Origin of the sequence: Streptomyces sp. LBL, from assembly GCF_029893585.1 — a bacterium.
Classification (GTDB): domain Bacteria; phylum Actinomycetota; class Actinomycetes; order Streptomycetales; family Streptomycetaceae; genus Streptomyces.
Map to the genome: position 1 here is coordinate 171,366 of NZ_JARXYX010000002.1, position 19,491 is coordinate 190,856.

Consider the following 19,491-nt stretch of genomic DNA (forward strand, 5'->3'; position numbering starts at 1 on the left):
GGGGCATCACCCGATCAGGGTCCGGCCGCCCTCCAGCATCAGCGTCGCACCGGTCAGATAGGCCATGTCGTCGCTGACCAGGGCGGCCACCGCCCGGCCGATGTCGGCCTCCGGGTCACCGAGCCGGCCCAGCGGGATGTCCCTGGCCAGTTCCGCCGCCTTCTGCGGGTGCGCGGCAAGATAGTCCTCCGCGGCCGGGCTGAGCGCGGCCGGACAGACGACGTTCACCCGGATCCCGTACGGTCCCCACTCCCGCGCGGCGACCCGGCTCAGGCCGCGGATCGCCTCCTTGGCCATCGCGTACGCCGCGAAGGTCGCCTCACCCTGCACCGCCGCCGAGGAACCCAGGTTGACGACGGAGCCACGACTCTCCCTGAGGTGGGGCAGAGCGGCCCGCATCGCGTGGAACGTGGCCAACGGACCGCTGCGATAGGTCAGTTCGACATCGTCGTACGACGTCTCCGCCAGCCGGCGCTGTACCGACGACTGCGCGTTGTTGACGAGCACGTCGAGACCGCCGAACTCCCGTACCGTCTCCGCCACCATGCGGTCGACGTCGTCCCGCTCCCCCACGTCCCCGACCACGGTGTACGCCCGGCCGCCGCGCTCGGTGATCTCCCCGGCCGTGTCCTTCAGCTTGCCCTCGGTGCGGCCGGCGAGCACCACGGCCGCCCCCTCGGCGGCCAGCGCGAGCGCGATGCCGCGACCCACGCCCTGCCCTGCGCCGGTGACCAGAGCCGTCTTCCCGGCCAGTCGTGTGCCTCCCAGCCGAGTACCTCCCAGCCGTGTACCTCGCTGCATCACGTCGTCTCCTTCCAGAAGGCGGCCCAGGAGGGGAATGCCTCGGGCAGCGCCGGTTCTCCGGCTCCCTCCCAGCCCTTGAACCCCGTCGCCTGGGGGCGCTCGGTCACGTCGGCCGCATACCAGTGCCGCTCACGGCGCCGGGAGAAGTACCACTCGCCGTCCACGCGCGCGTAGTCGTCCCAGTAGCAGATCGCCATCACGATCCACCGCTCCCCCACCTCGTGCTCGGCCCGGCAGTACACGGCGCCGGTCGCCGTGTCGCGGTCGGTGAACTCGATCCGGTGGCCGCAGATCTGGTGGACCGACCGGTGGAAGCCACGGACCAGGGGCTCGATGTGCTGCCGCAGGACATCCCGGCCGCGCCCGTGGCGCCCCATGTCCACGTCGGGCCGGAAGCAGCCGGCCCAGGCGTCGAGGTCGCGGCCGTCCACGGCGAGCGCGTAACGGATGGGCAGTTGCTGGATGGCGAGGTGCGACTCGATGCGGTCGACGCGTTCCTCGACGGTGGTCATGACCGGGGCTCCTTCGGCAGACCGAGGACCTGCTCCCCGATGATGTTGCGCTGGATCTCGCTCGACCCGCCGTAGATCGTCTCCGCGAGGGAGAGCAGGAAGGAGCGCTGCCGGGTGTCCAGGCCGTAGTCCTCGCCGACGATCTGCCCGGCGGGCCCCGCCAGCTCCGTGGCCAGCTGGCCGAGTCGCTGGTGCCGGGTCGACGCGTACAGCTTCGCGGTGGTGGCCTGCGCGCCCGGGGTGCGGCCGGCGGTCAGTTCGGCGATGGTCCGCAGGTTGGTGGTGCGCATGATGCGTACGGAGATCCAGGCGTCGACGATGCGGCGGCGCAGCATCGGATCGTCGAGCGCGCCCCGCTCGCGGGCCAGGCCGATCAGCGCCTCGGCCTCCCGCTCGAAGGTGAGCTGCTGGGGCAGGAGCGTGGTGCCGCGTTCGATGCCGAGCGTGGCCATGGCCGTGCGCCAGCCCTGGCCGACCTCGCCGACGACCAGGTCCGCGTCGGTGCGCGCGTCGGAGAGGAAGACCTCGGCGAACTCGTCCTGGCCGGCGAGGTTGCGGATGGGGCGGATCTCCACGCCCGGCTGGTCGGTCGGGACCAGGAGCATCGTCAGGCCCTTGTGCCGCCGGGAGTCGGGGTCGGTGCGGGTGAGGACGTAGAGCCAGTCGGCGTGGATGCCGAACGAGGTCCATACCTTCTGTCCGCTGACCACCCATGCGGCGCCGTCCCGCTCCGCCCGGGTGCGCACGGACGCCAGGTCGGAGCCGGCGCCGGGTTCGCTGAAGCCCTGGCCCCACAGTTCCTCGACGGCGAGGATCGGCGGCAGGAAACGCCGCTTCTGTGCCTCGCCGCCCATCGCGAGGAGCATCGGGCCGAGCAGGTCGAGGGCGTTGACGGTGGCCCGGTACGGGGCGTTCACCCGGGCGTACTCGTACTCGAAGACGATCTCCTCCAGGAGTCCGAGCCCACGTCCGCCGTACTCCTGGGGCCAGCCGACGCCCAGCCAGCCACCGGCGGACAGCTCACGGTCCCAGGCGAGGCGGACGTCCCAGGCCGCGCCGTCGGTGGGGCCGCCCACGCCCCGGTTCGCGGCGAACTCCCCCACCAGGTGGTCCGCCAGCCAGTCCCGCACCTCGTCGCGGAAGTCGCGTACCGCGGGCCCGAAGTCGAGCTCCATGCCAGTTCCTTTGCCGTCGTGCTCCATACAGGCTCCGTTGCCGTCGAGCTCCATGCCGGCTCCTCCCTGCCGATGATCAGATGCCGAGCCGGGTGGCCAGTAGTTCCCGGTGGTACGACGGTGTGCCGAGCAGTACCTCGGAACTCTTGGCTCGCTTGAAGTACAGGTGTGCGGGGTGCTCCCAGGTGAAGCCGATACCGCCGTGCACCTGGATGTTGTCGCCGGCGACCTTGGTGTACGCCTCCGAGCAGAAGACCTGCGCGAGGGCGGCGGCGATCGCGATCTCCGTCTCGTCGCCCGCGTCCAGCGCCCAGAGCCCGCCGTACGCGGCCGAGCGGGCGGACTCGATCTCCATGAGCATGTCGGCGCACTTGTGCTTGATCCCCTGGAACGAGCCGATGGGCCGGCCGTACTGCTCGCGGATCTTCGCGTACGCCACGGCGGCGTCCAGGGCGGCCGCGGCTCCCCCGACCTGTTCGGCGGCCAGGAGTACGGCGGCGGTGGCGAGGGTGCGTTCGAGGGCGGGCCATGCCGCGCCCTCGGGGCCCAGGAGGCGGGCGGGGGTGTCCGTGAACTCGACCCGGGTTTGTTTGCGGGTCTGGTCGAGGGTGGGGAGGGGGGTACGGGTGAGGCCGGGTGCGGTGGCGGTTTTGGCGCAGTCGGCGCTCTCGATCTTCTCGCCCCTCTCGCCCCTCTCGACCGTCTCGGCCGTCTCGACCGTCTCGACCGCGAAGAGGCTGATGCCGGAGGGGGTGCGGGCGGCGACCAGGAGCAGGTCGGCGAGGTGTCCGTCGGGGACGTAGGTCTTCGTGCCGGTCAGCCGCCAGCCGTCCGCCGTGTCGCGGGCGGTGAGCCGGATACCCGTCTCGTCCCAGCGGCCGCTGTCCTCGGTGAGCGCCAGCGTGGCCACGGTCTCGCCGGACGCGATGCCGGGCAGGAGGTCGCGTCGCGCCTGCTCGTCGGCGCAGCGCAACAGCGCCTCGGCGGCCAGGGCGACCGTGGCGAAGTACGGCCCGCACAGCAGCGCGCGGCCCGCCTCCTCGAAGACGATGCCGAGGTCGACGTAGCCGAAGCCCGAGCCGCCGTACTCCTCCGGTACGGCGAGCCCCTGCAGGCCGAGTTCGCCGGCCGTCCGCCGCCAGAGGACGGGGTCGTGACCCCGCGGGTCGGCGGCCAGGCGGCGCACGCTCGCCTCGTCGGAGTGCTTGGCGAAGAACGAGCGTACGACCTTGCGCAGTTCGTCCTGCTCCTCGCTGAAGGTCAGATCCATGCCGAGCTTCCCGTCCTCGGTGCAACGTCACGTACGGCCCGCTTGCCGCCCACCCCTCGATACAGTTAGATAATTATAGTATCCGCACTGAATACACCAGGAGCGCGACGTGACCGATCTCTACGCCCCGTTCACGAGCCTGACCTTCGAGCGGCCCGCGCCGGGCGTGCTCCGGATCGTGCTCGACGCCCCGAACCTCAACGCCGTGGATCCACGGATGCACGGTGAGCTCGCCGACATCTGGCCCGTCGTGGACCGGGACGAGGAGACCCGCGCGGTGCTCGTCCAGGGCGCGGGCAGGGCGTTCTCGGCGGGCGGGACCTTCGACTCCATCGAGGCCCTGACCGAGGAGTACGCGGTGCGCGCCCGGGTGATGCGGGAGGCGCGGGACATGGTCTACGGGGTGCTCAACTGCTCCAAGCCGGTGGTCTCGGCGATCCACGGCCCGGCGGTCGGGGCCGGGCTGGTCATCGGGATGCTGGCGGACATCTCCGTCGTGGCCCGCACGGCGAAGATCGTCGACGGACACACGCGTCTCGGGGTCGCGGCCGGTGACCACGCCGCCATCTGCTGGCCGCTGCTGTGCGGCATGGCCAAGGCCAAGTACTACCTCCTCACCTGCGAGACGCTCACCGGCGAGGAGGCCGAGCGGATCGGGCTGGTGTCGAAGTGCGTGGACGACGCGGACGTGCACACCGAGGCCCTGCGCGTCGCGACCGCCCTGGCCGCCGGACCGGCCGGCGCCATCAGCTGGACCAAGCGGTCCCTCAACCACTGGTACCGCACCGCCCAGCCGATCTTCGAGGCCTCGCTCGGGCTGGAGTTCTTCGGGTTCGGCGGGCACGAGGTCGTCGAGGGACTCGCCGCCCATCGTGAGAAGCGCACCCCGGACTTCGAGGGCGTCAGCGCCAAGCACCCGCTCGACCTGTGACCACCGTACGAGAGGAACCGATCATGGCGTCGGACCGGACCACCACCGAAGTCCCCGCGCTGGTAAGGGGGTTGACCTATGAGGAAATGCCGGTCGGGCAGGTCTTCCGGACCGCCCGCCGCACCATCACGGAGACCGACCTGGTCAACTTCGTCACCTGGGGCGGCTTCACCGAGCCCCTCTTCTGGGACGCCTCGCACGCCGCGGACGGCGGCTACACCGGGCGACTGGTCCCAGGGGGACTGACGTACTGCATCGCCGAAGGGCTCGTCCTCCAGACGAACGTGCTGCACGGCACAGGGCTCGCCTTCCTGCACATGGAGCTCACCGTGCGGGGTCCGGTGTACGTCGGCGACACCGTGTACGCCGTCGTGGAGACCACGGAGTCCCGGCCCTCCAGCAAGCCCGGCCGGGGTGTGGTGACCAGCCGGATCACCGTACGCAACCAGCGGGACGAGGACGTGCTCGTCTACACCCCGGTGCGACTGATCCGGGGCAGGGACTACGAGGCTCCGGCCCCCTGAGCCCGGGGCGCGGCCGGTACCAGACTCAGACCGGCCGCGCGGCCCGCTTCGGGTACGGCGGCGCCGGCGAAGGCGCCGCGGTGCAGCCAGTCGGAGGGAATCGGGGGGCGCGGCGGGGCCTCGCGGTCCGGGACCGCCATCGCGTACAGGCGGGTGTAGCGGAACTTGGCCTCCAGGTTGTCCAGGACCGACCAGTACTCGTAGCCGCACACCTCCACCCCGGCCGCGACGAGTCCCGCCAGCCAGGAGAGCCTGGCCCGCAGCAGGGCCCGGCGCCGTTCGTCGTCACGGTGTCCCGTGTCGTCGACCAGGTCCAGGTCGCCCATGCCGTTGTCGACGACGGACAGCGGCGGCAGCACGTCGCCGTACAGCTCGTACAGGTCGGCGACGGCGTCGGCGAGCCCTTCGGGGATGATCGGCCAGCCGTAGGCGGTGGTCTCCACGTCGTCGAAGGGGACGATCGCGAAGCCGAGGCCCACGAGCAGGCGGTTCACCTCGTTGAGGGCGCTTTGACACATCCTCGCCGGCAGCACGCGGGGCAGGTTCTCCGGTGCGGTGACCCGGAACGGGGTGTGCCAGGACAGGCCCAGCAGGTCCTGCTCGGTGGCGATGGTCTCCAGGTCACCGGGGCGTACGCAGCCGGTGGCCTCGACCGGTGACACATCGTCCTCGGTCACCATGTGCTCAGCGAGCAGCAGGGGGTCGAGGAAGAGACGGTTGGTCCAGCTTTCCAGACGCTCCAGGGCGAGGCGGTCGTAGGGGTCGTCGGTGGCCGGGTAGCCGCCGACGAGGGTGACCGTGGTCCCGATCCGGCCCCGCGCGCCGGTGGCCCTGAGGGCCTGGGCGGCGAGTCCGTTGGCCAGCAGGATGTGGTGGACCGCGGGCAGCCCGGCCCGGCCCGCGCCCCGGCTCGGCGGATACATTCCGGCCACGTGGTCCGCGAGGGTGGGACCGGCGAGGTCGGTGGAGGTGACCCAGCGTTCCACCCGGTCGCCGAAACGGCGGCCCAGTTCGGCGGCGTAGGCGGCGAAGTGCTCGGCGGTGTCGCGGGCGAGCCAGCCGCCGGTGTCGTCCAGCCACGGCGGCAGCGCACGGTCGAGCAGGGTGACACAGGGCCGCATACCGTCGGCGAGCACGGCGTCGAGCGCGCGGTCGCAGCGGTCCAGGCCCTGCCGGTCCCAGCTGCCGGGGCCGTCGGGCTGGAGCTGCCGCCATCCGGCGACCATGCGGTACGTGCCGACGGTGACGCCGATCAGCTGTCGGAGGTCGTCGGTCCACTGCCGGAAGTGTCCGCCTCGCTCCGGCAGGGGCGGCAGTGGAGCCGCGAGGGTGTCGGCGGTGGCGACGCCCCAGTCGACACCGCGAAGGGATTCATACAGGGAACCATCGGTCATGGTTACCGTCCAGCGGTGAATGGTTAGCGCATTCAACTGAATGTCCGCCGTTCGGACGCTAACACTTCGAGCAAACTACGACAATGTTTCGGCCGGATCTCCGCGTTCCGGATCAAGCTCCCCGAGGACGAGGTCGGCCGCCCGCCAGGTCATGCCCCTGACCGGCCCGTTTCAGCGGAGTCGAGTCCCGGCCGCCCGCCTCGATCGGCGTCGTCGAGGAGCAGCACGGACGTCTTCGGGTTCTCGGAGACACAGTGGCGAGCACCCAGCCCACGGAACCCGCGCCCACACGATGTGGCCGAACGCCGTCAGACCCGGCGCTCAGGTGCCGGCGCCTGTTCCCCGAAGGGACGGAACTCCTCCTCCTGCCACCAGGGGAAAAGGGGTGGCATGTCCTTGCTGACCCGGCCGGGGAATGCGGGCGGCCGCTTGGCGAGGAACGACTGGACGCCCTCCACGGGGTCCGGGCCGCCGCCGATCTGGCTCATGATCCGCGAGTCGAGCCGGTGCGCGGCCATGGGGTGGGGCTCGCCGAGCATCCGCCACATCATCTGACGGGACAGGGCGACCGAGATCGCGGAGGTGTTCTCGGCGATCTCCCTGGCAAGTGCGTACGCCGCCGGCAGCAGTTCCTCGGGCGGGTGCACGGAGCGGACCAGCCCGGCCGCGAGAGCCTCGTCGGGGCCGAAGACCCGACCGGTCGCCACCCATTCCATGGCCCTCTGCATCCCCACGGCCCGCGGCAGGAACCAGCTCGCCGCAGACTCCGGCACGATGCCGCGGCGGGCGAAGACGAAGCCGAACTTCGCCGAGGTCGACGCCAGCCTGATGTCCATGGGCAGGGTCATGCTGGCTCCGACGCCCGCCGCCGGACCGTTGATCGCCGCGATGACCGGCTTGGTGCTGGAGAAGATCCGCAGCGCCACCCGGCCACCGGTGTCCCGGTGCCGGGCACCCGCCTTGCGATGGTCGAAGGAGGAGCCGCCGGAGCTGACGTCGGCACCCGCACAGAAGCCCCGTCCGGCGCCGGTCACGACGATCACGCGTATGTCGTCGTCGGCGTCGGCCGCGTCCAGGACGTCGAGGAGGTCGGCCATCATCTGCGGGTTGAAGGCGTTCAGTTTCTCGGGCCGGTCGAGCGTGACGGTGAGGATCCGGTCCGCCACCTCGGCCCGCACGGTCTCGTACTCCTGCTCCGGCATACGCGTCCTCCGTCACTCCAGCGAGCCGTTTCCAGAAAGCTTAATTAGTTATAGCATTCAACTCTACTGACTCGTTCCTGGCTGATGACCCATGGCCCATGACCCTGACCGATGACCGATGACCGATGACCGATGACTGATGACTGATGGCGGTGGAGATGACCGACCTGGTGGTGACGGCCGTCGGGCCGGTCCGGCTGATCGAGCTGAACCGGCCGGACCAGCTCAACGCGATGAGCGAGGAGCTGCACGCGGGGCTCGCGGCGGTGTGGGAGACGGTCGCCGACGATCCACAGGCCCGGGCGGTCGTGCTCACCGGGCGCGGCCGGGCGTTCAGCGCCGGGGGCGACTTCGACATCATGACCCGGGTCCAGCGCGACCGCGCCTTCCGGCAGCAGAACATCGACGAGGCCCGGCGGATCATCACCGGCATGGTCCGCTGCCCGCTGCCGGTGATCGCGGCGGTCAACGGTCCCGCCGTCGGCCTCGGCTGCAGCCTGGCCCTGCTCAGCGACCTGGTACTGATCGCCGACGACGCCTATGTGGCCGACCCGCACGTCCAGGTCGGGCTGGTCGCGGGCGACGGCGGCGCGCTCGTCCTGCCGTTGCTGGTCGGCCTGACCCGCGCGAAGGAACTGCTGTTCCTCGGCGACCGGGTAAGCGCCGAGGAGGCGGTCCGGCTGGGCGTCGCCAACCGCGTCGTACCGAAGGACAAGCTCCTGGACGAGGCCATGGACCTGGCCGGACGGCTGGCCGCGCTGCCCGCGCAGGCGCTGCGCGAGACCAAGCGGGCGGTGAACCTGCATCTGGAGCAGGCGCTCACGACGGTACTGGAACCCGCCCTGCTGGCCGAACGGAACAGCATGCACGCACCGGACCACATAGCCGTCGTCGAGAAGATCATCGCGTCCCGCGGCCGCCGCCGGGCCGGTCAGGAGGGCTGAGGCATGGACTTCGCGTTCAGCGAGGAGCAGGAGGAACTGGGGCGCACGGTACGGGCGTTCCTCGCGGACACCTCGCCCGAGATCGAGGTACGGCGCCTGATGGAGACTCCGGAGGGCTTCGACCGGGCGCTGTGGCGCCGGATGGGATCGGAACTCGGGCTGCAGGGGCTGGCCGTCCCCGAGGAGTACGGCGGCGCCGGGTGCGGGCCGGTCGAAGTGGGCGTGGTCATGGAGGAGATGGGCCGTGCGCTGCTCTGCGCGCCGTTCCTGTCCTCGGCCGTGCTGGCGACGACCACGCTGCTGCGCTCGGCCGACGAGGACGCCCGCAAGCGCCTGCTGCCGGGCCTGGCCTCCGGCGAACTGGTCGGAACGCTGGCCCTGACCGAGGACTCCGCCCGCTGGGACGCAGCGGGTGTCCAGCTCATCGCCCGTGAGAGCAACGGGAGTTGGCTGCTCACCGGACACAAGATGTTCGTCCTGGACGGCGCCACCGCCGATGTGATCCTCACCGTCGCCCGCACCGACGACGGCATCGGCGACGGCATCGGAGTCTTTTGGGTGGACGCCGAAGCGGCCGGCCTGACCCGTGAACCGCTGCCCACGATGGACCCGACCCGCCGCCAGGCCCGCCTCGGCTACCACGACGTACCGGCGACCCGGCTGCGTACGCACGCGGACGGCTGGGGCCTGGTCGGGGAGGTGCTCGACCGGGCCGCGGTGGCGCTGGCCGCCGAGCAGGTCGGGGTGGCCTCCCGGGCGCTCGACATGGCGGTGGACCACGCCAAGGTGCGGCACCAGTTCGGGCGGCCCATCGGCTCCTTCCAGGCGGTCAAGCACCTGCTGGCCGACGTCCTGCTGGAGGTGGAGTCGGCGCGCGCCGCCGCCCACTACGGGCTGCTCGCCGCCGAGAACGCCGAGAACGCCGGGAACGCCGGGAACGCCGGGAACGACGACCCGGCCCTCCCCGCCGTGGCGAGTCTGGCGAAGGCGTTCTGCTCCGAGGCCTGTCTGCAGGCGACGGAGGAGAACATCCAGGTCCACGGCGGCATCGGCTTCACCTGGGAACACCCGGCCCACCTGTATCTGAAGCGGGCCAAGACGTCACAACTGCTGTTCGGCGATCCGGCGTACCACCGGGAGCTGCTCGCACGGAGAATCGGCATGGGAACGGACAAGGGAGCGGCATGAAGGTCGACGGCAAGCTCAACGTGTGGAGCACCCCGGAGGTCGTGGAGGAGGCCCAACACCACGAGAAGGCCGGCTACGACGGCCTGTGGGCGTCGGAGTCCAAGCACGACCCCTTCCTGCCGCTGGTGCTGGCGGCCGAGCACACCGACCGGCTGGAGGTGGGGACGGCCATCGCGGTCGCCTTCGCCCGCTCCCCCATGCAGCTCGCGTACACCACGCACGACCTGCAGACCTACGCGGGCGGGCGGTTCTCGCTCGGCCTCGGCAGCCAGATCAAGCCGCACATCGAGCGGCGCTTCGACATGCCGTGGAGCCGGCCCGCGGCCCGTATGCGGGAGTACGTGAGCGCGCTGCGCGCCATCTGGGCCTCCTGGAACGAGGGCGAGAAGCTCGACTTCCGCGGCGACTTCTACTCGCACACCCTGATGTCGCCCTTCTTCTCCCCCCCGCCCGCCCCGGGCGGGGCGCCCAACGTGTTCGTGGCCGCGGTCGGTGAGGCGATGACCCGGGTGGCGGGCGAGGTCGCCGACGGCCTCCTCGCGCACGGCTTCACCACCGAGCGGTATCTGCGGGAGGTGACCCTGCCGACCGTGGAGGCGGGGCTCGCCACGTCCGGCCGTACCCGGGCCGACTTCTCCGTCTCCCATCTGCTCCTGACGGCGACCGGGCGGACGGAGGAGGAGATGACCCGCGCGATCGACGGCACCCGTGGTCAGATCGCGTTCTACGGCAGCACGCCCGCCTATCGCGGGGTACTGGAGCTGCACGGCTGGGGCGAACTCGGCGACGAGCTGCACGCGTTGTCGACCTCCCGGCGCGAGGACAAGTGGGAGGCGATGAGCGGGCTCGTGGACGACGAGGTGCTGCACACCTTCGCGGTCGTGGCGGAGCCTGAGCGGGTGGCGGGCGAGATCCGGCACCGGTACGGGGCACTGGTCGACCGGGTGTCCTTCTACACCGCGTACGAGATCGACGCAGAGGTGTGGGAGCCCGTCGTGCAGGAGCTGCGCACGCCCGGGTGACGGTCGGCCGAGCAGGTCCGGCACGGTGGTCCCGGCACGGTGATCATGGGCCGGGTGACGGTCAGCCGAGCAGGTCCAGCACGGTGGTCATGGACCTGCTCTGCAGCAGATAGTCCTCGGCCTCCTGGAGGTGGAGACGCCACAGTTCCGCGGCGGCCTCGGCCCGGCGCGCGGCGACCAGTTCGACGAGCGCGCCGTGGGCGCGGAAGCCCCGGCGGTTGGCCCGTACGTTCTCGGGGCTGCCGGCGTCGAGGTCGACGTGGGACCAGTTCGCCTGGTCGATGATGTGCCGGACCATGCCGTTGAGGACGCTCAGCGTCTCGTTGCCCGCCAGTTCGACGACGAGGGCGTGGAACTCCATGTGGGCGCGGATGAAGGCCGACGGGTCGTCCATGAGCCGCTCGGCCTCGGTGACGGCGGCCCGCAGCCGCTGAAGGTCCTCGTCCGTGCGCCGCTCGGCCAGCAGCCCGGCGCACGGCGCCTCGATCACCGTACGGGCGTCGTAGACATCCTTGAGGGTCGTGCCCCGGTATTCGAGGACCACGCCGCCGTAGCGGGCCGCGACCGTGCCTTCCGGGGTCTGCACCCGTGCCCCGCCCCGGGCGCCCCGGCGCACGCTGATCAGGGACTCGGACTCCAGCACCCGGAACGCCTCCCGCAGCGTCGGCCGGGACACGGCGAACTCCGCCATCAGCGCCGTCTCGGCCGGCAGCGCCTCTCCCTCCGCCAGTTCCCCGCGCACGATCTTGCGGCGCAGCTGTGCCGCCACCAGCTCGGCCATCTTGGGGACCCGTACCGGCGTGTTCGCCACGGCGTCCATCTCCTTCAGTCACCAGCATCCGGTACGAAGTACGGCAGTGTGATCTCGTCGGTGAGCACGCGGAAATCCACCCGGACGCGAAGGCCGATGGCAACGCTGCCCGCATCGCCCGCATCGACATGCGACAGCAGGGTGCCTCCGTCGTCCAGATCGATCACGGCCAGCGCGAAAGGCGTGTCGAAACCAGGGCCCGGGGCGCGGTGCACCACCGTCACCGAGTAGACCGTGCCCCGGCCCGCGCTGGGCACGTACCGCCAGTCCGACGCCAGGCACCCGGGGCAGGCGGGCTCGGGAACGAAGAACCGCAGGTCACAGCTCGGGCAGTACGGGACGACCAGGTCGCCGCGGCGGGCCGCGTCCCAGAACGGCCCGGAGAGCGGGGTGGGGACGGGTACGGGCCGACTCATCGGGTCCTCCCCAGCACGCTCATCTCGTAGTGCTGCGCGCCGGAGCCGGCGTTGCCGACGACCGCCAGTTCCGCGCCCTCGACCTGGTGCACGGCGGTGCCCCGCAACTGCCGTACGGCCTCGACGACTTTGAGGGTCATCTGCTGGGTCCCGTTCCACGCGTACGCCAGGCAGCCGCCGTCCGGGTTGACGGGGTGCTTGCCGCCCACAGCGATGGCATCACTGGCGGCGAGCGGTCCGCCCTCACCTTCCCCGCACAGCCCGAGGATCTCCAACTGCCTGATGATTTCGAAGGAGTTGGGATCATAGAGCGAGAAGACGTCCACGTCCTGCGGGCTGACACCGGCCATGGCGTAGGCGCGGTCGGCGGCCTCCCGGCCGAGTTGTCCGACCTCCCGGTACAGGGCCGGGTTGGCGTACGCGGCCTGGTGGTACTCCATTCCGCCGCCGAGCACGGCGACGGGGGGCTGCGGCAGGTCACGGGCCCGTTCGGCGGTGGTCACCACCAGTGCCGCACCGCCTTCGCCGACGATGCAGCAGTCCAGCAGATGGAAGGGCGTGGCCACCATGCGGGAGACGAGAACGTCCTCGGCGGTGTACGGGCCGCGGCCGTACATCATCGCCTCCGGGTTGGTGGTGCCGTTGTTGCGGATGGTGGCGGCGACCTCCGCGAGCTGGCGGGAGGTCGTCCCGTACTCGTGCATGTGCCGCGCCGCCACCAGTGCGAACTGGGCGACGACGTAGCTGCCCCACACATCGGCGAACTCCAGCGGCACACCGGCCCCGACCGGACCGGCCCCGCGGGAGACCAGCTTGCAGCCGCCGACGACGACGGTGTCCGCGTATCCGGCGCTGATGGCGGCGGCCGCCTTCAGCAGGCCCCGGGAGCCCGCGTTGTCGAGCATCGAGTCGCTGGTCCAGCGCAGGTCGCGGCCGAGCATCCGCGCCCAGGAGCTGCCCTCGCCGGGCACGCCACCGGGGCCGGGCCAGTCGACCTGGGCGCCGTCGACGTCCGCCGGGGTGAGCCCGGCGTCCACGATCGCGCCGCGCACCGCTTCGAGGGCGAGGTCCATGGCGTCGCGGCCGGGGAGGGACAGCGCCTGTTCGGTGGCGTGGACGCCGACGACGACGGGGCGGCGGTCGTTCACGCGGTCACCGTCCCGCGCCGAGCGTGTCGCCGCCGGGGTAGCCACCACCGCCGAAGCGCCCGTCGAGCGCCTCGTAGTCCTTGGCGTGGTCCTTGGTGCGCGGCAGTGCCTCGACGAACTCGACCGTCTTCGGCTTCTTGTACGAGGCGATCCGCGCCCGGCAGTGTTCGATGATGTCCGCCGCCGTGACCCCGTCGGCGTCCGGCCGGAGCACCACCACGGCCTTGACATCTTGGGCCCAGCGCTCGTTGGGGACGCCGATCACGGCGGCCTCCCGGACCGCCGGGTGCGACTCGATGCAGTTCTCGACCTCGGCCGGGAAGATGTTCTCGGCGGCCGACTTGAGCATGCGGGTCGTCGTCCCGAGGAAGCTGATCGTGCCGTCCGGCTCGCGCCGCCCCAGGTCGGTGGTGTGCCACCAGCCGAAGCGGAAGCGCTCCTCGTTGATCTCGGGCCGGTTCCAGTAGCCGAGGTGCACGAGGTCACCTCGGACGCAGATCTCGCCGGCCTCGCCGACCGCGCACTCCTGGCCGGTGCCGTCCAGGACGCGTACGGCGGTGAAGGGGCCGGGGCGACCGGCGTTGCCGGTGCCCGTCCCGCCGTAGGCGCCGGTCACGGCGAAGCCGGTCACCTCGGTCTGCCCGTAGCCGCGGCCCTCGCCGCCGCCGTTGCGGGTGAAGCGGCTGGTGTCGGTGGGGACGGTGCCCTGCCACAGGGGGGCGGCGACACTCGCGCGCAGGTGGGAGAGATCGTGGCCGGCCTCGCGGTTCAGCGCGACGAGCTGTGCGATCGTCGGCGGCATCAGGTAGGCGTGGGTGCACTGTTCGGCTGCCAGCAGCGGGAGCAGTTCCTCGGCGACCACGCGGCGGACGATCACGTTCTTGCCGCCGTGGACGAAGGCCGGGACGCCCCAGAACTGGTAGTTGCCGATGTGGAACATGGGTCCGGCACCGAGGAAGGCGGTCTCCGTGCCGATGTCTCCCATCCAGGCAGCGCTCGCGCCCATGGCGAGCAGGTTGCGGTGCGAGAGCATCGAGCCGGACTGCCGACCGGTGATCGCCGCGGTGTAGATGACCAGGAGCGCGGCGTCGGGGTCGACGTCGGCGGACAGGTCCTCGGACGAGCCGGAGGCCAGGAAGGACTCGTACGAACCGGAGGTCAGGGAGGACTCGTACGAACCGGAGGCCAGGAAGGGCTCGTACGAGTCGGCGCCCGCGGCGCTCGCGGCGCCTTCGACGTCATGCCGCAGCCACAACGCCCGGTGGTCGCTGCCCAGTTCGGCCCGCGCCTTGCCGACCGTGTCGCCGATCTCCTCGTCCTGCCAGACGACGACCTTGGGGTCGAAGTCCTCGACCGCGAAGGCCATCTCGGGGGCGGCCCAGCGCCAGTAGCCGGGACAGACCATGGCGCCGACCTTCGCGGCGGCGCCGAGCAGTTCCCAGATGCGGAAGGAGTTCTGGCCGAGCCACAGGATCCGGTCGCCGGGGCCGACGCCCGCGCCGGTGAGGGCGTGGGCGAGTCGGTTGGTGCGTTCGTCCAGCTGGGGCCAGGTCAGCCGGACGTCGCCGTCGACGAGGGCGACCGCGTCGGGGAAGGACCTTCGGTGCTCACGGATGATGTCGCCGAACGTCAGGCGGCGGGCGGGATGCATGCTGTTGGCTCCAGAGGCTTCGTGAGGTGGAGTGCCGTCAGACGCGGCTGATGCCCACGCCCTTGACGTTGATGAACTCGTCCAGACCGGCCTTGCCGCCCTCCCGCCCGAACCCGCTCAGGCCGACGCCTCCGAAGGGCGTGGCGGGCGAAGTGATCGGATTGGGACCGGGGTTGACGTAGACCGTCCCGGCCTTCAGGCGTGGCACCAGACGGTTGACACGCGCGATGTCAACGGACTGGATGTAGGCGGACAGGCCGTACTCGGTGTCGTTGGCCAGGGCGACGGCCTCGTCCTCGGTGTCGAACGGGGTGATGGCCAGGACCGGGCCGAAGATCTCCTGCTGGGCGAGGTCGCTGCGGTTGTCGACGTCCGCGAAGACGGTCGGGGAGACGAAGTAGCCGTCGGAGTCGATGTGTTCCCCGCCGAACACCAGCCGGCCCGCACCGCCCCCGATCGCCTTGTCGATCATGCCCTGGACGCGGTCACGGGCGGCCGCGTCGATGAGCGGTCCGATGTACGTCGCCGGGTCGAGCGGGTCGCCGACGGGCAGGTGGGCGACCACACCGGTGACCCGTGCGACGACCTCGTCGTAGACGGAACGCTCCACCAGCAGCCGGGTGGGCAGTGCGCAGCCCTGGCCGCTGTTGCTCATCGCAAAGGCCGCGCAGTACGGGACGACGGTGTCCAGGTCGGTGTCGGCGAAGAGCAGGTTGGCGGACTTGCCGCCGAGCTCGAACACGACCGGCTTGAGGCTCAGGGCCGCGTCGGCCATGATGCGGCGCGCGGTGGCGGGACCGCCGGTGAAGGAGATCTTGTCGACGCCGGGGTGTGTCACCAGGGCCGAGCCCGCGTCGCCCAGCCCGGTGACGACGTTGACGACGCCCTCGGGGATGCCCGCCTCGCGGGCCAGGTCGGCGAAGAGCAGCGCCGAGAACGGGGTGGACTCGGCCGGTTTGATGACCACGGTGTTGCCCGCGGCGAGCGACGGCGGGACCTTCATCGCCAAGGACAGCGCGGGCGAGTTCCAGGTGATGATGTGGCCGATGACGCCGTACGGCTCGGCGATGGTGTATTCAAGGTTCTCGTGCGGGCTGTAGGCCGCGCCGACCACGCCCTCGATCTTGTCGGCCCAGCCGGCGTAGTACTCGGTCCACTCGGCGACGTGCGGTCCGACGTTCTCAGCCCAGCCGCCGACGCAGACGCCGTTCTCCAGCGGACAGATCGCCGCGAAGTCGGGGATGTGGTCGCGCAGCAGCCCGGCGAAGCGGGTGAGCAGCCGGCGGCGCTCGGCGGGGCGCATGGTGCCCCACACCTCGAAGGCCTGGCGTGCGGCCGCCACGGCCTGGTCCACCTCTCTCGCACCCGCGAGCGGGATGTGCGCCTGGACCAGGCCGGTCGCCGGGTTCCGGTGCTCGTAGCGGCCGCCGCTGGTGTCGGTGAGGTCCTTGCCTCCGATGACCAGCCGTGGCTGCGGCAGATCGTGCTCGGCCCTGTCCTGGTGCCGCTTTACATCCACCGTGACCACGGATGCCTCCTCGAGCCCGTGCGGCACCGCCGCACATCCGGGTTAAATAGCTAACCTATTTATCCAAGGTAGTCAATGAGCGGAACGCGCCCGGACACGCCGGGACATGCCGGGACACGCCTGGACACGCCAGGACAACCGGCTCACAGCCCCAGCGACCGCCCGATGATCTCCAGCATGATCTCCGAGGTCCCGCCGAAGACCCGCTGCACCCGACTGTCCCGCCAGATGCGCGCGATCTCGTACTCGTTGACGTAGCCGTAGCCGCCGAAGAGCTGCATACAGCGGTCGATGACCTCCCAGCCGGTCTCCGAGGTCCAGTACTTGGCGGCTGCCGCCTCCTCGGGCGTCAGCTCGTCCCGGACCAGGGCCATGATGCAGCCGTCCACGTACACGCGGGCGGCGCTCAGCTTGGCCTTGATGTCGGCGAGCGCGAACCTGTTGGCCTGGAACTCCCCGATCGGCTGCCCGAAGGCGGTACGGGTCCTGGCGTACTCCAGCGCCAGCGCGTAGGCCCGCTCGGCGGCCGCCAGCGAGGAGACGGCGATGGCGAGCCGCTCCGTAGGGAGGTTGCCCATCATGTGGTAGAAACCGCGCCCCTCCTGTCCGATCAAGTTCCCGGCCGGGACGCGGACCTCGTGGAAGAAGAGTTCGGCGGTGTCCTGGGCCTTCATCCCGACCTTGTCGAGCTTGCGTCCGCGCTCGAAGCCCTCGGCGCCACGCTCGACGACGATCAGGCTGATGCCCTTGTGACCGGCCCCCGGGTCGGTCTTGCAGGCGACGATGACCAGGTCGGCCAGGATGCCGTTGGTGATGAAGGTCTTGGACCCGTCGATCACCCACTCCTCGCCGTCCCGGCGGGCGGTGGTGCGGATGCCCTTGAGGTCGGAACCGGCGGACGGCTCCGAGAGCGCGAGCGCGCAGATCGTCTCGCCACTGATCACCCCGGGCAGCCAGCGCTCCTTCTGCTCGACGGAGGTGAGGTGCGCCAGATAGGGCGGGATGACGTCGTTCTGCAGCCCGAGCCCGATACCGACCGAGCTGGTGGCCGCCATCTCCTCCGCCATGATGGCGTTGTAGCGGAAGTCCCGGATCCCCTGACCGCCGTACTCCTCCGGGAACTGCCAGCCGATGAGCCCGGCCTTGCCCGCCGCCGCCCACGCGGCCCGGCCCACCTGACCGTCGCGCTCCCACTGCTCGGCGTACGGGGCGCATTCGCGCAGGTAGAAGGTGCGGGCGGTCTCGCGGAACAGCTCATGCTCCGCGGTGAAGATCGTACGGCGCATACTCGACTCCACTCCTATATCTCGCTTATTTAGCTGAAGTAGTTATACGATAGCGCTGTATAGGGACCTGGGCGAGGGAGGGCGCGTGAGCGTACGGGACAAGGTGGCACTCGTCACCGGAGCGGGACGCGGCATCGGCGAGGCGATCGCCGACGCGCTGGCCGCTCGGGGAGCCTCGGTCGCCGTCTGCGACCTGGACCCGGAGGCCGCCGGCAAGGTCGCGGCCGGGCTTGCCGAGCGGTACGGGGTGCGCGCCACGGGAGTCGGTGCGGACATCTCCGACAGCGCGGCCGTACATGCCGCCGTGGAGCGCGTGAGCGCCGAGCTCGGCCCGGTGGACGTGCTGGTCAACAACGCGGCCGTCGATGTGATCGGCCGCTTCGTCGACAGCACCGAGGAGAGCTGGGACCGGATCATCGCCGTCAATCTGCGCGGGACGATCACGGTGACCCGGGTCGTGCTCGACTCGATGACCGGGCGCGGCGGCGGCCGGATCATCCACATCGCCTCGGACGCCGGCCGGGTCGGCTCGTCCGGCGAGGTGGTGTACGCCGCGACGAAGGGCGGGGTCATCGCCTTCGGCAAGGCGCTGGCCCGCGAGGTCGCCCGGTACGGCATCACCGTGAACAGTGTCTGCCCGGGGCCTACCGACACCGCGCTGCTCGGGCAGGTCGCCGAGTACAGCCAGAAGATGTACGACGCGACCGTGCGGGCCATCCCGCTGCGCCGCGTCGCCCAGCCGGGCGAGATCGCCGGTGTGGTGGCCTTCCTCGCGTCCGACGACGCCGCCTACATGACCGGGCAGACGCTCTCGGTCAGCGGCGGCCTCACGATGGTCTGAGGTGAGCCGCGTGGTGCGTGTCGAACTCCGGGACCGGATCGCCGTGTTGACCCTCGACCGGCCGGGGCAGCTCAACGCCGTCGGCTCCGAGACCGCGGACCTGCTCGCCCGTGCGCTGAACGACCTGCGCGACAACGACGAGGTACGTGCCCTGGTCGTGGCCGGAGCGGGACGGGCCTTCTCGGCCGGTGCCGACCTCGGTGAGATCGAGTCGTTCACGGCACCCGGACAGTTCCGTGCCTTCGTGGGCCGGCTGACCGAGACGTTCGCGCTCCTGGAGGAATTCCCCAAGCCCTCGGTCGCGGCCGTCCACGGGTTCGCCTTCGGGGGCGGTCTGGAACTGGCGCTCGCCTGCGACCTCCGGGTGGCGGAGCGGGGGGCCCGGCTCGGCCTGCCGGAGATGAAGCTCGGCGTCGTACCGGGCGCGGGCGGCACCCAGCGACTGCCGCGTCTGGCGCCACCGGCGATCGCGAAGCAGATGATCCTCACCGGCGAGCCGATCGACGCGGAGCGGGCCCATGCGCTGGGACTCGTCAACGAACTGGCCGAGCCCGGCGGCGCGCTCAGGACCGCGGAGGCTCTGGCGGGGCGACTGGCCGCCGGCGCCCCGCTGGCCCTCGCGGCCGGCAAGCGGCTGATCGACTACGGCCTCGGCATGGATCTGGAGGCGGCGATCGCGTACGAGCGCGAAACCGTTGCGGTGCTGTTCTCCACCGAGGACCGGGCCGAAGGCCTCAAGGCCTTCCGGGAACGCCGACCGGGCGAGTTCCGCGGCGTGTAGCAGTCGGGTGGCAGGCACGTGGCAGGCGTGAACAGCGGCGCGTGCAGACGTCAGACGGACGGG

19 protein-coding genes are annotated in these 19,491 nt (G+C 71.1%); 7 read left to right on the forward strand and 12 right to left on the reverse strand.

Going from position 1 to position 19,491, the window contains the following annotated elements:
- Positions 1 to 6: 6 nt before the first annotated feature.
- From M2271_RS03020 to M2271_RS03035, 4 genes are all read right to left on the reverse strand, one after another.
- Positions 7 to 801: an SDR family oxidoreductase gene (locus M2271_RS03020; RefSeq protein WP_280885488.1), complete on the reverse strand. Its 795-nt coding sequence runs from the start codon at positions 799 to 801 to the stop codon at positions 7 to 9.
- Positions 801 to 1,316: a nuclear transport factor 2 family protein gene (locus tag M2271_RS03025; protein WP_280885489.1), complete on the reverse strand. Its 516-nt coding sequence runs from the start codon at positions 1,314 to 1,316 to the stop codon at positions 801 to 803. Before M2271_RS03025 ends, M2271_RS03020 begins: the two co-directional genes overlap by 1 nt.
- Positions 1,313 to 2,491, reverse strand: a complete 1,179-nt coding sequence (locus M2271_RS03030; RefSeq protein ID WP_280885700.1) for an acyl-CoA dehydrogenase family protein — start codon at positions 2,489 to 2,491, stop codon at positions 1,313 to 1,315. Before M2271_RS03030 ends, M2271_RS03025 begins: the two co-directional genes overlap by 4 nt.
- A gap of 76 nt (positions 2,492 to 2,567) precedes the next feature.
- Complete coding sequence (locus M2271_RS03035) at positions 2,568 to 3,761, reverse strand: acyl-CoA dehydrogenase family protein (RefSeq protein ID WP_280885490.1); 1,194 nt, start codon at positions 3,759 to 3,761, stop codon at positions 2,568 to 2,570.
- A 109-nt stretch (positions 3,762 to 3,870) separates the two neighbouring features.
- Between M2271_RS03035 and M2271_RS03040 the strand changes: the two genes are divergently transcribed.
- Together M2271_RS03040 and M2271_RS03045 are read left to right on the forward strand one after the other, a co-directional pair.
- Positions 3,871 to 4,692, forward strand: a complete 822-nt coding sequence (locus M2271_RS03040; RefSeq protein WP_280885491.1) for an enoyl-CoA hydratase/isomerase family protein — start codon at positions 3,871 to 3,873, stop codon at positions 4,690 to 4,692.
- A 23-nt stretch (positions 4,693 to 4,715) separates the two neighbouring features.
- Positions 4,716 to 5,216, forward strand: a complete 501-nt coding sequence (locus M2271_RS03045; RefSeq protein WP_280885492.1) for a MaoC family dehydratase N-terminal domain-containing protein — start codon at positions 4,716 to 4,718, stop codon at positions 5,214 to 5,216.
- On the opposite strand, the gene M2271_RS03050 is transcribed toward M2271_RS03045, so the two are convergent.
- Both M2271_RS03050 and M2271_RS03055 read right to left on the reverse strand, forming a co-directional pair.
- Positions 5,195 to 6,610, reverse strand: coding sequence for a family 1 glycosylhydrolase (locus M2271_RS03050; protein WP_280885493.1), 1,416 nt, complete (start codon positions 6,608 to 6,610; stop codon positions 5,195 to 5,197). The two genes, M2271_RS03045 and M2271_RS03050, sit on opposite strands and share 22 nt — an antisense overlap.
- A gap of 308 nt (positions 6,611 to 6,918) precedes the next feature.
- Complete coding sequence (locus tag M2271_RS03055; protein WP_280885494.1) at positions 6,919 to 7,812, reverse strand: crotonase/enoyl-CoA hydratase family protein; 894 nt, start codon at positions 7,810 to 7,812, stop codon at positions 6,919 to 6,921.
- 146 nt (positions 7,813 to 7,958) lie between these two features.
- Between M2271_RS03055 and M2271_RS03060 the strand changes: the two genes are divergently transcribed.
- From M2271_RS03060 to M2271_RS03070, 3 genes are read left to right on the forward strand one after another with little or no spacing between them, the layout of a single operon-like run.
- A complete protein-coding gene (locus tag M2271_RS03060; protein WP_280885495.1) occupies positions 7,959 to 8,756 on the forward strand; it encodes an enoyl-CoA hydratase/isomerase family protein in 798 nt (265 codons plus the stop codon).
- Between the two features lie 3 nt (positions 8,757 to 8,759).
- Positions 8,760 to 9,944: an acyl-CoA dehydrogenase family protein gene (locus tag M2271_RS03065; protein ID WP_280885496.1), complete on the forward strand. Its 1,185-nt coding sequence runs from the start codon at positions 8,760 to 8,762 to the stop codon at positions 9,942 to 9,944.
- Positions 9,941 to 10,966 carry a TIGR03617 family F420-dependent LLM class oxidoreductase gene (locus M2271_RS03070; RefSeq protein ID WP_280885497.1) on the forward strand — a complete coding sequence of 342 codons (1,026 nt, stop codon included), beginning with the start codon at positions 9,941 to 9,943 and terminating at the stop codon, positions 10,964 to 10,966. Before M2271_RS03065 ends, M2271_RS03070 begins: the two co-directional genes overlap by 4 nt.
- A gap of 61 nt (positions 10,967 to 11,027) precedes the next feature.
- On the opposite strand, the gene M2271_RS03075 is transcribed toward M2271_RS03070, so the two are convergent.
- The 6 genes from M2271_RS03075 to M2271_RS03100 form a co-directional block, all read right to left on the reverse strand.
- Positions 11,028 to 11,786, reverse strand: a complete 759-nt coding sequence (locus M2271_RS03075) for an FCD domain-containing protein (protein ID WP_280885498.1) — start codon at positions 11,784 to 11,786, stop codon at positions 11,028 to 11,030.
- A gap of 5 nt (positions 11,787 to 11,791) precedes the next feature.
- Positions 11,792 to 12,193, reverse strand: a complete 402-nt coding sequence (locus M2271_RS03080; RefSeq protein ID WP_280885499.1) for an OB-fold domain-containing protein — start codon at positions 12,191 to 12,193, stop codon at positions 11,792 to 11,794.
- Positions 12,190 to 13,341 carry a thiolase family protein gene (locus tag M2271_RS03085; RefSeq protein ID WP_280885500.1) on the reverse strand — a complete coding sequence of 384 codons (1,152 nt, stop codon included), beginning with the start codon at positions 13,339 to 13,341 and terminating at the stop codon, positions 12,190 to 12,192. The genes M2271_RS03080 and M2271_RS03085 overlap by 4 nt, the downstream gene beginning before the upstream one ends.
- A 4-nt stretch (positions 13,342 to 13,345) precedes the next feature.
- Positions 13,346 to 14,992 carry an AMP-binding protein gene (locus M2271_RS03090; RefSeq protein ID WP_280885501.1) on the reverse strand — a complete coding sequence of 549 codons (1,647 nt, stop codon included), beginning with the start codon at positions 14,990 to 14,992 and terminating at the stop codon, positions 13,346 to 13,348.
- 37 nt (positions 14,993 to 15,029) lie between these two features.
- Positions 15,030 to 16,520 carry an aldehyde dehydrogenase family protein gene (locus M2271_RS03095; RefSeq protein ID WP_280885502.1) on the reverse strand — a complete coding sequence of 497 codons (1,491 nt, stop codon included), beginning with the start codon at positions 16,518 to 16,520 and terminating at the stop codon, positions 15,030 to 15,032.
- 143 nt (positions 16,521 to 16,663) lie between these two features.
- A complete protein-coding gene (locus M2271_RS03100) occupies positions 16,664 to 17,806 on the reverse strand; it encodes an acyl-CoA dehydrogenase family protein (protein WP_280885503.1) in 1,143 nt (380 codons plus the stop codon).
- A gap of 85 nt (positions 17,807 to 17,891) precedes the next feature.
- Here M2271_RS03100 and M2271_RS03105 point away from each other — a divergent pair, with 85 nt between their 5' ends.
- Positions 17,892 to 18,647, forward strand: coding sequence for a 3-oxoacyl-ACP reductase family protein (locus M2271_RS03105; protein WP_280885504.1), 756 nt, complete (start codon positions 17,892 to 17,894; stop codon positions 18,645 to 18,647).
- A gap of 10 nt (positions 18,648 to 18,657) precedes the next feature.
- The gene (locus tag M2271_RS03110) at positions 18,658 to 19,428 is read left to right on the forward strand and encodes an enoyl-CoA hydratase/isomerase family protein (RefSeq protein ID WP_280885505.1); all 771 of its coding nucleotides are present in this window, start codon (positions 18,658 to 18,660) and stop codon (positions 19,426 to 19,428) included.
- Positions 19,429 to 19,491: the final 63 nt, after the last annotated feature.